The organism is Testudinibacter aquarius (assembly GCF_004342725.1).
In the GTDB taxonomy this organism is placed as follows: domain Bacteria; phylum Pseudomonadota; class Gammaproteobacteria; order Enterobacterales; family Pasteurellaceae; genus Chelonobacter; species Chelonobacter aquarius.
Genome location: NZ_SMCP01000015.1, coordinates 1 through 15,276 on the forward strand (window position 1 = coordinate 1; position 15,276 = coordinate 15,276).

Below are 15,276 nucleotides of genomic sequence, written 5' to 3' on the forward strand. Positions count from 1 at the left end.
TCACCCGTGATGTTTGAACGACAAAAGGCAAATACTAAAATGCTTTTTAATTAAAACCAGTCTTAAAATTGTTGCAGGAAATTGAACTATTACACATCAACAAAAGGATGAATACGGACAAAATTAGCATGTAATTCAGCAATACGCTCTAAATCAGCTCTCCCTTCTTCTTTATCCCTTGCGTTTTTTTCTAGTAGCCTATCTATTTCGTTTTGCACTAAGTACGGTTGAGGCGGAATATGCTTTGCCCCCTGAATCATGACAGGAACAGAACGGTATTTGCCCGAATACATTTCATATTTTGTTGATTTTAAAAGTAATGTATTAAATTCTTTAATGTGTCGCTCAGATAACGGCTCTTTATTCTTAATAATATCTAATAGATAATAAATGGCCTCTTGATGGTTGATGACGTCTAAGTGATCTTTAAACGGCTTACCTTTAGCCGTCATCCCGTTTTCAAGCAATACTCTTGTTTCAATTAACGTTAATTGGTTTCCTTCGATAGCGTTAGAGGCTTGATTGTATCGAATCATAAAATCATCTTGTAATGATTGCGCCGTAATAGGATCTAATGGTCTTTTTGTATCGAGTATTTTTTTGAGTTGTTCAACGGAGTCCATAAGCGTTTTCCTCGATTAAGTGCTTATGCCGCACTTCGCAAACGGGCGGATAGTTAATCCGCCTCTACATTGCCTAATCAAATATCTTTGTCAGTAACCGGATAAAAACGGAATTACTCCACCGTCACCGATTGAATAACCACATCTTCTTGCGGCACGTCTTGGTGGAAGCCTTTATTGCCGGTTTTCACTTGGCGAATTTTCTCTACTACGTCCATGCCTTCGACCACTTCGCCGAACACGGCATAGCCCCACTCTTGCACCACGTCACGGTCGTACATCTTTTTGCCACGGTAATCCAAGAATGTGTTGTCGGCCACATTGATAAAAAATTGGGCGGTGGCAGAGTGCGGATCGCTGGTGCGTGCCATGGCAATTGTGCCTTTTTTATTGCTTAACCCATTGCTGGCTTCGTTTTGAATCGGTTTGTCGGTGGCTTTCTCTTTCATGCCGGGTTCCATGCCGCCACCCTGAATCATAAAGCCATCGATCACACGATGGAAAATGGTATTGTTATAAAAGCCTTTTTTACAGTAATTTAGAAAATTTTCGCTGGTAATTGGGGCTTTTTCGCTGTTTAATGCTAGTTTGATATCGCCAAAATTGGTGTGTAGTGTGACCATAAATTAAATCCTATTTAATTGTGGTAAAAACGTGATAATGTGGTGCTATTATTTCATAAAAATAACAAAACGGCTACTGACTCAACAGACCCTAATCAGTCATATTATTTAAACGACGACAGAGAACGCAGGACAGAAAATGTTAAAAATCTATAATACGTTAAAACGGGAAAAACAAGAATTTAAACCGATCCATGCCGGAAAAGTGGGGATGTATGTGTGTGGTGTGACGGTGTATGACTACTGCCATATTGGTCACGGGCGCACCTTTGTCTGCTTTGATATGATCGCCCGTTATTTACGCTATTGTGGCTACGACCTGACTTATGTGCGCAACATCACCGATGTGGATGACAAAATCATTAAACGGGCAGCGGAAAATGGCGAAAGTTGTGATCAGCTGGTCGATCGCATGGTGACGGAAATGCATGCCGATTTCAGTGCCTTGAATATTCAAGCCCCCACGCGTGAGCCACGCGCCACCCACCATATTGCTGAGATTATTGCGATGGTCGAAAAATTACTGGCACGCAAACACGCGTATGTGGCAGATAACGGCGATGTGATGTTCTCAGTGCCGAGTTTTGGCAAATACGGCTTGCTGTCGCGGCAAGATCTGGATCAGTTGCAAGCCGGTGCCAGAATCGAAATTTCTGCGATCAAACAAAATCCGATGGATTTCGTGTTGTGGAAAATGTCGAAGCCGAACGAACCGAGCTGGGCGTCGCCTTGGGGTTTGGGGCGTCCCGGTTGGCATATCGAATGTTCGGCAATGAACCACAAAGAGCTGGGCGCGCACTTTGATATCCACGGCGGTGGCTCGGATTTGATGTTTCCACACCATGAAAATGAAATCGCGCAATCTTGCTGTGCCCACGGCGATGATTATGTCAACTACTGGATCCATTCCGGCATGATCATGGTCGATAAAGAGAAGATGTCGAAATCGCTCAATAACTTCTTCACCATTCGTGAGGTGCTGAAACATTACAACGGCGAAAGCGTGCGTTATTTTCTGCTGACCGGGCAATACCGTAGCCAATTAAATTACAGTGAAGAAAATTTGAATCTGGCGCACACCGCACTTGAACGACTTTATACCGCCCTGCGTGGCACCGATCCACTGGCAAAAGCTAGCGGTGGAGAGAGTTTTGTAAAGACGTTTAAGGAAGCGATGGATGACGATTTTAACACGCCCAATGCGCTGTCGGTGCTATTTGAATTGGCAAGAGCAGTCAACAAAGCCAAGCAGGAATCCCCGGCACAAGCCGACGGCTTAGCAGCACGTTTGCGTGAGCTGGGCGAAGTGTTGGGCATTCTATATCAACAACCGGAAGCTTTTTTGCAAGCCGGTTCAAATGATAGCGAAGTTGCTGAAATTGAAGCCTTAATTCAACAACGCAACCAAGCCCGTGCCGACAAAAATTGGGCTGCGGCCGATCAAGCGCGCGATAAATTGAACGCCATGGGCATCATTTTAGAGGACAGCACCGACGGCACCATTTGGCGTAAAGCATAGCTTTTTACACTTAATGAAATAGTTATAACTTATCAATATAACAAAGTGCGGTTTTTTAGACCGCACTTTGTCTATTCCACGGAACACTTCCTGCCACTCTGTCTCTGATTAGTTTTATAAAAAAACATAAAACTGATTATTTTCATAAAGTTATTTTATTGATTTAATCATTCTGACCGAATATGTCGATTCGTATGAATTATTTTATTTTTATGTTGGTAAATGTAATAAAAAACTTTTTTACTCAGCATATAGAAAAGTAATTAAAAAAGTGTTCTAATGCCGCAATTATAGTCTTAATTGTAAAAATAATTAAGATTTTGTTTTTGACAAGTCAGTGTAACGGAGTATAACAATGAATAAAATTTATAAAGTGATCTGGAGTAAGGTTGTTCAGGCGTGGGTTGTGGTGTCTGAGCTCGGATCATCTCAAAGCAAAGGTGGCTCAGTTCGTACGCTGGTGCGTGCAAGCAACCATTCGCTCTTGTCTCCTTTGTCTGCCGTGGCGTTTGCGGTCAGCATGGCGTTCGCCGGCTTGGCTCAAGCTGTGGTTGTCTCCACAACAGGATATACAAATGGTTCTCCTAATGCCTCCATCGTTATTGGCAGCGCAGTAGGTAATACGGGTTGCTGGGGTGGAACAGGTACAGCCTCAGGCGTGGATTACAGCGCTGTTTCTGCGGTGGATGGCTCCGGGCAGTTGGCTTCCGTCTGGGGTTGTGCCAATGGTAACGGGCAAGTCGCGGCTACCTTATTGGGCAGTGGCGCGAAGGCCAATGGTGCTTGGGCCACTGCAATGGGGCCGTATGCCGAGGCCGGCACACGTGGTTCGGCATTTGGGGTAAAAGCGAATGCCGGCGGAAACGATGCGGTAGCGCTGGGTTCTTTTGCCAACGCTACTGCCAGCCAAACGGTGGCAATAGGCGGTTCGATTGGTAATGCGGCAGATGCGACAAACCGCGCCAATGCCACCACCGCCAGTGCAGTTGGAGCGGTTGCGATTGGTTCTAATACGGTAAGAGGCGCACAGGCCAGTGGCACCGATTCGATTGCGATTGGCGGGCAGTCAACAGCCAGTGGTGGTGGTACGATTGCCATCGGTAATCTGGCCACGGGTACCGTTGCCAATACCGTTGCCATTGGCGTGAGCACTAATGCAACGGGATTTGATTCGGTAGCACTGGGCTCAGGGGCGCAGGCATTAGCCGGCGGAGCCAATATAGCGATTGGTAGAGGGGCTTACACCAATGGTACAAGCAGTCCCGCCAATCCTGCAAACGGCACTAATATCTCCATCGGTAGTGCTGCCGGTGTGGGACAAACCACCACCGCCAACGGTAACGTGGCAATCGGTGGCAATGCGGGGCAAAACGTATCCGGTCGTGCCAACTTAGCCATGGGCTTCCAAGCGGGCTCCGGCGTCAGTGGTAATGCCAATATTGCCTTTGGTCGTAGTGCAGGCTTTGGTGGTACAGCCGCTGCGCCTTACGCACAATCCGGCTCTGTCGCTATTGGTGATAGCGCATTGTCAAGCAGCGCCACAGGCTATTCAACCGCTGTGGGTAGCTATGCACAAGCCACCGGCCAGCAAGCCATCGCCATCGGCGGCGGTTCGGCAGCCAATTCCATTGCCAGCGGCAACAATGCCGTTGCCATTGGTACCGTCGGTACGCAAGCCACCAGCAGCAATACCGTTGCATTGGGCAGCTCAGCCCAGGCTAACGCTATAAGTGCGATTGCGGTTGGTAATAGCGCCCATGCCTTGGGTCAAGGCAGTGTCGTGATGGGTAGCGCAGCAGGGCAACTGAATACTCAAGCCTACACCATTGCCATCGGCAACAGTGCAGGCACTGCCACAACAGGAACCACTAATACTGAAAATACTGCCATTGGTCGTAGTGCTGGGCAGAATGTGAGCGGCAACACCAACTTGGCGCTGTCTTCGCAAGCCGGGCAAAACGTTTCAGGTAGCAACAACTTCGCTGCCATGCTGCAGGCCGGACAATATGTTTCCGGCAACAATAATATTGCTATTGGACAAACCGCAGGCAGAGGCAGTGCTGCTACAGCGATGGCGGCTTCTCACACAGTGGCATTAAGCACTGGCGCTGTTGCGAGCCAAGATAATGCCATCGCCATTGGCAGAACCTCGCAAGCCACCAATGCCAATGCTGTCGCAATGGGTTATACAGCAAGGGCACTCGGAGCAAATTCAATTGCGATGGGCAACGCTGCCCTCGTTAATAGCTCTGCTGGGAATGCCATAGCCATCGGCATTAACGCCCTCAGTACCACGTATTCCGGTGTTGCGATTGGTGATAATGCCAGGGCAACTACCTCAGGTCTAACCAGTGCCACAGCAGGCTCATCCACGGCAATCGGTAGGAATGCGGGGGCCAACCTGGGCACCGCCGTTGGCGAAGGCGCTTGGGCGGCTAGCAGTAGCGTATCGATTGGACGTAACGCCGCCAGTGTGCCTAAAGACTGGAGCACTTCTGATATGAATACCACAAACAATAATTTTGGTATCAGTAACTATCCAGGCGCAGGCAATGTGGTGATCGGTGATAACGCCAGAGCTATGGTAGGCGGTCGGGGGGCAAATCTGGCTTCCGTAGCGTTGGGCTATGGTGCCAGCATTGTGGCTACCGATGAAACCACCATCACCAACCAACGCTTGTTGGGCGTGGGCAGTGCCACCGCGCTGGGTGGCAATACACTCATCACCGGCTCCACCGGTGCCACTGTAGTGGGTGCCAATGCCAATTCCACCGGTTCTAACGGCAGCGTAAGCGTGGGGCAATATGCCACCGCAGGAACACTGGCAAGGGGAATACTTACGCCTGCGGAAGCCGGTATTGCCATCGGTGGTGCGCGTTATAATACCAATGGTGCAGTGGTTGCCAGCACCGCCACCCGAGTTACCGGCGAAGCGGCGATTGCGATTGGTAGTGCCTTGCCAACTGGAACAACCTATCAAATTACCACCGCCACCGCGGCTAATGCCATCGCCTTGGGCACCGGGGCGCAAGCATTGGCTGAAAACACCATCTCGATTGGTACCGGTAACGTCGTGAGAGGCGCTAACTCCGGTGCCCTGGGTGATCCGTCTTATATTTCAGGCAGCGGTACTTATACCATTGGTAACGATAATGGTACTTCTGCTCAGCCGATTGCCGCCAATAATTCCGGTGCTTTTGGTAACAACAATGCCATGATTGTTGGCGGCTCAAGCGGCATCCGCATTGTGGGTAACAACAATAATGTTAGCTCCTCTAATGTGATGGTGTTGGGCAACAATGTCATTGTCGGCACTGGTTTAGATGGCGCTGTGGTGTTGGGCAATGATTCTACCGTCAGCAAAGCTGTAGATACCGCAAAAACTGATTTAAACGGCTTAACTTACACTTATGCTACTGCTGGTGCAGCCCCGGCTGACGGTGATGTAGTGAGTGTGGGCACTGCTGCCAAACCACGTCAAATTCAAAACGTCGCTAACGGACAAGTGTCTGCCACCAGCTTAGATGCCATCAACGGCAGCCAGTTGTATGCAGTGGCGGATACACTTTCCGGCAAATTAACCCATTTTTATAGCGTAGCGAATACTGATTCTACAGCAGGCAACTACAACAATGACGGTGCCACCGGCGCAAATGCAATGGCACTGGGGCCTAATGCCAAAGCAGTGGGTGCACAAAGTATTGCCATGGGCTTGAATGCTCAGACCTCTGATGGTGCCGATTCGGTTGCGATTGGTCATGAGAGTAATGCATCAACCGGCTCTGTCGCCATGGGACGTGGAACGGTTGCTAATGGACAGAATGCGGTGGCAATCGGCCTGGGGGCGCAAGCCACTTCGGCAGAATCGGATAATTTTGGGGGCGTGGCGATTGGCGGACAAAGCCGAGCCACCACGCCAACCGGCGCACTGTATACTGCAACCGCGATTGGCTATTCCAGCCAGGCAACAACCGATGGTGCTTTGGCACTCGGAGATACGGCTAAAGCCACTGCCAATGCGGGTGATGTGGCTTTAGGTAGCAATTCCGCTACCGCAGCGGTGGTTAACACCACCGAAGCAGGGATAGGTGGTTTGAAGTACTCCGGCTTTGCCGGCACCGCCGCTACCTCCACCGTGAGCGTAGGTGACACAGATAAAGAGCGCACCCTGACCAATGTGGCAGCAGGACGCATTAGCCAAACCAGCACCGACGCTATCAACGGCAGCCAGTTGTATGCGACTAATTTAACCTTGAGTAATGTTGCCACTACTGCCGTAAGCATTTTAGGCGGCGATGCCAAGTTGGCTACAGATGGCAACATCACCATGACCAATATTGGTGACACCGGTAAAACTACCGTACACGATGCAATTAAAGCAGCGAAAACCGAAGTGACAAATGGAACCAATGTGACCAGTGTGGTGAAAACCGAAGGCGCCAATGGCCAAGCGGTTTATACCGTTAATGCTAACGGAACAACGGCTTCCGCAGGTTCCACCGCAGTGACAGTGAGCGCCGATCCGAAAGACGGCACCACCAATATCACTAACTACAAAGTTGACCTCTCGCAAGAGACGAAAGACAGCATTGCCAAAGCCGATAGTGCACTTCAATCTTGGACAGCGCAGGTGAATGGTACGACAGCGAAGACGATTGATAAAGACAATACCACGTTGAATTTTGTTAATGGTGACAATATTCTGATCACCAATGATAATGGTGGGATTAAAGTGTCTACCAGTATGACGCCAACCTTTACTAGCGTTAACGCCACCACAATCACGGCACCAACCATCAGCACCGGCAATGGTGGTCCGAGCATGACCACCACGGGTATTGATGCAGGCAGCCAGAAAATCACCAATGTTACTGCGGGTTCGGCAGATACCGATGCGGTTAATTATAGCCAGTTGAAAGCGGTACAAGATGCGGCTAAAACCAGTAGCGTAGTCAAAGGCACCAATGTAGCCAGTGTTACCTCAACCACCACCGGCGTGAACACCGAATATACCGTGAATGCCGACGGCACTACTGTATCCGGCACAGGTGCGGTTAAAGTGACTGCGGGTGATAAAAATGCTACTACTAACGTTACCGATTATGCACTGGACTTAACTGATAAGACCAAGGAAGATATCGCCAAAGGCGTGACAGCCTCTGAAGATATTGCCAGCAAAGGTATTGCTTTTGCCGGTGACAGCGGTGACAACGCCACCCGCAAACTCGGCGAAACCTTAAATGTTAAAGGCGGCAATACCACCGAAGCCAATCTTACCGACAATAACATTGGCGTTGTTTCAAATGGCGCAGATACCTTAACGGTAAAACTGGCAAAAGATATCAACCTTGGCGCAACAGGCAGCCTTACCATCAACAACAACAAGCTGGATAAAGACGGTTTGGAAGTGGTTAGCGGCGTTACATCTGTGTCTGTTAAACCGATTAAACTGGGTGACCCGGTGTCGGTGGTGGCGACTGATGGCAGCAACACTGCGGTGTATGGCGCTAAAGGTTTAAGTTTTACTGAAACCAACGGCACACCTTTGGCAAACAGCCCGAGCATCAGCCAAACCGGCATTAATGCAGGCAGCCAACAAATCACCGCTGTGAAGAGCGGTGTTGACGGCACAACCTTGGCAGATGCCGCAGGCGACACCCTCACCAACGCTGCCAACATCGGCGATGTGAAAAATGCTATTACCAATCTGGAAACCCAATACCAAGGCGACAACACAACGGTGACCGTGAAACGCAAACCGGCTGAAGTGTTGAGCATTACTGGCGGAGCAACCGATTTAACTGATAACAATATCGGTACGGTGGGTAATGCCGATGGTTCTATTGCCGTGAAATTGGCGAAAAATCTGACCGGATTAACTGATGTCGCAACCGAAAGTTTGTCGGTTGGTGACAAAGTGACGATTACCAGTGCCGGCATTGATGCAGGCGGCTTACCGATCACCAATGTGGCAGACGGCGTGAATGACGACGATGCGGTGAATATGTCTCAGTTAAATAAAGTTGCCGGTGGTTGGGAAATCGGTAACGATATCACCGAAGATAAAATTGGTAATGTGGCTGCCGGTAAGCGGGTTGATTTTGTTTCCGGTAATGAAGAAAGCACGCAGGTTACGGTTGCGCAAGGTGCCGACGGAAATAGTGTTGTAACAGTGGAAGCCGCACCGGGTGCGCTTCGCTACAGCAACACCAATACCGCAGCAGGTGGCAATGTTTCGACTGGTGATCAATTTACTGCTACCGATTCAGTTACTTTGGTGGGTAAAGATGGTGATACCAGCGGTGGTGTGACGATTAACAATGTTGCACCGGGAACATTATCTGCTGACAGCAAACAAGCGGTTAACGGTTCTCAATTGTTTGCCACCAATACTAATGTAACTACGAATGCAACAAATATCACCAATCTGCAAACTGAAGTGGGCAAAGGCTGGAATGTACAGGCTAACGCAACAGCAGCAGAGAAAGTTGCGATGGGCGATACGGTTAAATTTATTGATGGCAAAAATATTGAAATCACCCAAAATGGCAAAGAATTCACCATTGCTACTGCAGCGGCTTTAGTTGCTGACAGTTTGACCATCACCAATGGCCCGGTGATTAACGCCGAAGGTATCAATGCAGGCAGCCAACAAATCACCGCTGTGAAGAGCGGTGTTGACGGTACAACCTTGGCAGATGCCGCAGGCGACACCCTCACCAACGCTGCCAACATCGGCGATGTGAAAAATGCCATTACCAATCTGGAAACCCAATACCAAGGGGATAACACAACGGTGACCGTGAAACGCAAACCGGCTGAAGTGTTGAGCATTACTGGCGGAGCAACCGATTTAACTGATAACAATATCGGTACGGTGGGTAATGCCGATGGTTCTATTGCCGTGAAATTGGCGAAAAATCTGACCGGATTAACTGATGTCGCAACCGAAAGTTTGTCGGTTGGTGACAAAGTGACGATTACCAGTGCCGGCATTGATGCAGGCGGCTTACCGATCACCAATGTGGCAGACGGCGTGAATGACGACGATGCGGTGAATATGTCTCAGTTAAATAAAGTTGCCGGTGGTTGGGAAATCGGTAACGATATCACCGAAGATAAAATTGGTAATGTGGCTGCCGGTAAGCGGGTTGATTTTGTTTCCGGTAATGAAGAAAGCACGCAGGTTACGGTTGCGCAAGGTGCCGACGGAAATAGTGTTGTAACAGTGGAAGCCGCACCGGGTGCGCTTCGCTACAGCAACACCAATACCGCAGCAGGTGGCAATGTTTCGACTGGTGATCAATTTACTGCTACCGATTCAGTTACTTTGGTGGGTAAAGATGGTGATACCAGCGGTGGTGTGACGATTAACAATGTTGCACCGGGAACATTATCTGCTGACAGCAAACAAGCGGTTAATGGTTCTCAATTGTTTGAAACCAACCAAAATGTAGCAATCAACACCACGAATATAGCAACCAATGCGGCCAATATTGCCAAAGGTATTAATTTTGGTGGCACCGAGGGCAGCAATAAATATGCGTTGGGCGACACCATCAATGTGAAAGGCGATAGCAACATCACCAGTACAACCATTGCCGGTGGTACGCAGTTGGCATTGGCGAATACCGTTACTATTGGCAATGCAACCACAGGCAAACCGGTGACGATCAATGGCGAAGCCGGTACGGTTGGCGGTTTGACCAATACTACCTTTGATGCAGCCAACATCACCAGCGGGCAAGCCGCGACAGAAGACCAGTTGAAAGCGGTTAGCGAGGTTGCCAGTGCCGGGTGGAATGTGCAAGCCAATGATACGACCGCAGCGAACGTAGCACCGAATGATACGGTGACGTTTAAAGACGGCAAAAATATTTTGGTAACTCAAGAGGGCAAAACATTAACTATTGCCACTTCTGATACACCGGAATTCACCAGTGTGAAAATTGGTGATGCCACCAATAACACCACGCTGACCAGCACAGCCAACGGCTTGGATGTGGGCGGTGACAAGATCACCAATGTTGCTACCGGCACAGCGGATACCGATGCGGTGAATGTGGCGCAATTGAATGAAGTGGCAGGCGCAGCAGCGAAACCACTGACTTTTGCCGGCAACAGCCGTGTAGCAGCAGATGGCACGAGCGATGTTGAGCGTAAATTAGGTGAAACCCTGAAGATCTACGGTGCAACTGATGGCAGCCTGACAGCGCTCTCAACGGATGCGGCGACAGCAGGCAGCTACAGTGGAAAAAATATCCAAACAATTACGGATAAAACCACCGGAGCCGTACAAATTCAATTGGCGGAGAATCCGGAGTTCACCAGCGTGAAAATTGGTGATACCACCAATAACACCACATTGACCAGCACAGCCAACGGCTTGGATGTGGGCGGTGATAAGATCACTAATCTGAAGAGCGGTTTGGACGGTACAACGTTGGGTAATGCCAGCGGTGCGGTGTTGACCAATGCGGTGAATGTGGCTGACCTGCAAAGTGCGGTCACAGGGTTGACCGATGGTGGCTTTAAAGTCAATGCCGATAATGCGGATGCTAAAACCCATAAACTGGGCAACGAGTTGGCGATTGTGGCGGGTAATGCCACAGACACATCTAGCAGCAACTTGGCAACCAAAGTTGAGCAAGATGCGGACGGTAAAACTACGGTGACCGTAAGCATGAAAAATGCACCGACCTTTACCGGTACGGTGACCGCACCAACATTTGTGACTAGTGGTAACAATCCGGTGACGATTGGTGATGGCAAAGTGACCGGCTTGGTTGCACCGACTGAAGATGGTGATGCTGCCAATAAAAAATATGTGGATGATCAGGTAACCAATATTAACACTACAGTTGATGCCGTTGCGCTGAATACCTCAGGCGACAGCGGTGCCGGTAATGTTAACCTGAAAACACAAACATTGTCGGTGACCGGTACGGCGGATCAAATTGAAACAACCGCAGCAGACCAAGGCATCAAGCTGAAGTTGAGCGACAAAGTGACCGATTCGCTGGCGAAAGCAGACAATGCGGTGCAATATGATGATCCAGCTGTGAAAGATAAAGTAACCTTGGGTGGCACAGACAGCACAACGCCGGTGCAGTTGACCAATGTCAAGGCGGGGGATCTGAGTGCGAACAGTACGGATGCGGTCAATGGCAGCCAGTTGTTTGCTACCAATCAAAATATTGAAACCTTGCAAAAAGGCTGGAACGTCACGACTTCTCAATCGGACGGCACAGCAAGTGGAAGTGCGGTCACGGCAGTGAAAGCCGAGGATACGGTGACCATTGATGCCGGTAAAAATATCGTCATTACTCAAGATGGGCAAAAAGTATCGATTGCTACTTCGGCTACACCGGAATTCAGCAGTGTGAAAATTGGTGATGACACCAATAACACCACGTTGACCAGCACCGCAAACGGCTTGGATGTGGGCGGTGACAAGATCACCAATGTGGGTTCAGGTACGGTAGCAGCGGACAGCACCGATGCAGTCAACGGCGGCGATGTGTATACGGCGATTCAAAATACCGAAACCCAATACCAAGGCGACAACACAGCGGTGACCGTGAAACGCAAACCGACTGACGTGCTGAGCGTGAAAGGCGGTGCAGCTGCGGATCAATTGACCGATAACAACATCGGTACTGTAGGTGCGGAAGACGGTTCGATCACCGTCAAACTGGCGAAAAACCTGACCGGATTGGAAAAAGTCACCGTTGGCGACAGTGAACTCACCACCAACGGCTTGACCATCAGCAATGGTACTGCGGGCAGTGCGGTCAGCTTGACCAAAGACGGCTTGAACAATGGTGGCAACCAAATCACCAATGTGAAGAGCGGCTTGGGCGATACGGCTTTGGGTGATGCCAGCGGTGCGGTGTTGACCAATGCGGTGAATGTGGCTGATCTGCAAAGTGCGGTCACAGGCTTGACCGACAGCGGCTTTAAAGTCAATGCCGATAATGCGGATGTTAAAACGCATAAACTGGGCAATGAGCTGGCGATTGTGGCGGGTAATGCCACCGATACTGTCACTACCAACTTGGCAACCAATGTTACACAAGATGCGGACGGTAAAACCACGGTGACCGTGAGCATGAAAGAGAGCCCGACTTTTAAGGATATTACTGCCACCAGCGTAACGGCTGATGACGGTGCGGGCAATGTCACCAAACTGACGGCAACGGGCACCACCGTCACCGACGGCACGAATACCAGCACTTACGGTGCCGACGGTCTGGTGATCAAAGACAAGGATGGTAAAGAAGTTGCTTCTTTGGACAGCACACCGATTACAGTGAAAGACAACGACGGCAACGATATTACCAATATCAACACGGCGTTGAACCAGTTGAACAGTGTGCAACAAACGGCTGACAGCTTTGCGGTCAAATACGACAAAAACGCAGACGGCACACCGAACAAAGACAGTGTGACCTTGGCGGGCACTGAGGCAACTGCGACTAAAGATGATACGACCGGTGTGATTACGACTATCGGCGGTACCAGCTTGAATAATGTGGCAAGTGCGGGTGATATCAGCGATGTAGCCAATGCGAATAAAGCAGTGAATGCGGCGGATTTGAACAATCAAGTTGTCAACCTGACCAATAAAGGACTGATATTTGGTGCCAATGACGGCACTGATTACACCGCTAAGTTAGGCAGCACGGTGGCAGTGAAAGGCGCAGACAGCAATACCGATTTCAGCAAGTTTGATGCGGGACAAAACATCATGACCCAAATCGACAATGGTCTGATTCGTGTTGCCTTGGCGAAAGATCTGAGCGGCTTAGACAGCGTGACGGTCGGCAAAGACGCCAACGGCAATACCACGGTATTGAACGGCGGCGGCACCACTGTGACCAACGACGACGGCCGCACCGCCAGCTATGGGGTGGACGGCATGAGTGTTAAAGGTGCGGACGGCACCAGCTTGGCCAGTGTCGGCAAGGATGGTGTGAGCACAACCGGCACGGTTAAAGTGGTCGATGACAGCGGCAACACTGTGGCGCAGTTGGACAACACCCAGATGAATGTTGGCGGCAATTCGGTGACCAGTGTCAACGAAGCCATTAATCAATTGGATAAAGCGGCAGCTGCAGCCAAAACGACGGTTACTGCGGGTGACAATATTGTGGTTACCCCAACAACCAACAGCGACGGCAGTATGACATATAATGTTGCTACCGCTAAAGATCTGAAGGTGGACAGCGTTAAAGCGGGCGATACCACCATCAACAACGATGGCTTAACCATCGCAGGTGGTCCGAGTGTGACGAAAGCCGGGATTGATGCGGCAGGAACTAAGATCACGAATGTGGCATCGGGTGATATCAGTGCAACCAGTACCGATGCAGTGAACGGTGGCGATGTGCATAATGCGATCAAAAACGCCACTAGCGACTTAGTTGATAGCGGTCTGAAATTTGGTGCCAACAGCGGTGATACTTATACTGCTAAGCTGGGATCAACGGTTAATGTGAAAGGTGCGGACAGCAATACCGACTTCAGCAAGTTTGATGGCGGCAAAAACATCATGACGCAAGTGGATACCAAGGGCAATATCACTGTGGCATTGGCTAATGATGTGGAGGTTGCCAGTGCCAAGTTCGGTGATACTGTCAAGATCGACAACAACGGTATCAATGCAGGCAATACTGTGATCGACGGGGTGAAAGCCGGCAGCATTGCTGCAGGTAGCCAACAAGCTGTCAATGGTGGCCAAGTTCGTGATGTTGCAGAATCTGTTGCTAAAGCATTGGGCGATGGCGCGAAAGTTAACCCTGACGGTACGGTGACGGCTCCGACTTATACCATCACCAAAACGGATGGTTCGACAGTAACAGCAAACAGTGTTGGTGGAGCATTGAATTACTTCAACCAAGAGATTGTTAAACCAATTACCTTTACCGGTGATAGTGGCAGCTATGATGCGAAACTGGGTAATACTGTGAATGTGAAGGGTGATGGTAAAAACATCAGCACTTCTGTGAGTGGTAATAACCTGACCATCAGCATGACCGATACTCCGGAGTTCAGCCGTGTTACCACCGGTGGCACTGTGATGAATAGCAACGGCTTGACCACGGGTGGTGGCAATGGCCCTAGCTTGACGACCAGCGGTATTAATGCAGCGGGCACCAAAATCAGCAATGTGGCCAATGCAACAGAAGCGGGTGATGCGGTCAACTTCGGGCAAGTCCAAGCGATGGGGAATAACCTGAGCAGACGTATCAATGAAGTTGATAAGAGTGCCAGAGCGGGTATCGCCGGAGCGTTGGCAACCGCCGGTCTCTACCAAGCCTACTTGCCGGGTAAATCCATGGTTTCTGTCGGTGCAGGTACTTATCGCGGTGAAAACGCGTTGGCTATCGGTGTTTCCAGAATCTCTGACAATGGCAAAATCGGGGTGAAACTGACCGGTATGTCAACCAGTCAAGGTGATGCCGGTGGTTCTGTCAGCGTAGGTTATCAGTGGTAATAAATCTTAACC

At 49.8% G+C, this 15,276-nt stretch carries 4 protein-coding genes; 2 read left to right on the forward strand and 2 right to left on the reverse strand.

Annotated features, from left to right (window positions below; genetic code table 11):
* Positions 1-89: 89 nt before the first annotated feature.
* Together EDC16_RS11910 and EDC16_RS11915 are read right to left on the reverse strand one after the other, a co-directional pair.
* Positions 90-623: a Fic family protein gene (locus EDC16_RS11910; protein ID WP_232517259.1), complete on the reverse strand. Its 534-nt coding sequence runs from the start codon at positions 621-623 to the stop codon at positions 90-92.
* Positions 624-736: 113 nt separating this feature from the next.
* Positions 737-1,246, reverse strand: coding sequence for a peptidylprolyl isomerase (locus EDC16_RS11915; protein ID WP_132968079.1), 510 nt, complete (start codon positions 1,244-1,246; stop codon positions 737-739).
* Positions 1,247-1,385: 139 nt separating this feature from the next.
* Here EDC16_RS11915 and cysS point away from each other — a divergent pair, with 139 nt between their 5' ends.
* Together cysS and EDC16_RS11925 are read left to right on the forward strand one after the other, a co-directional pair.
* Positions 1,386-2,765: a cysteine--tRNA ligase gene (gene cysS, locus EDC16_RS11920; RefSeq protein WP_132968080.1), complete on the forward strand. Its 1,380-nt coding sequence runs from the start codon at positions 1,386-1,388 to the stop codon at positions 2,763-2,765.
* A gap of 355 nt (positions 2,766-3,120) precedes the next feature.
* The gene (locus EDC16_RS11925) at positions 3,121-15,264 is read left to right on the forward strand and encodes a YadA-like family protein (RefSeq protein ID WP_132968081.1); all 12,144 of its coding nucleotides are present in this window, start codon (positions 3,121-3,123) and stop codon (positions 15,262-15,264) included.
* Positions 15,265-15,276: the final 12 nt, after the last annotated feature.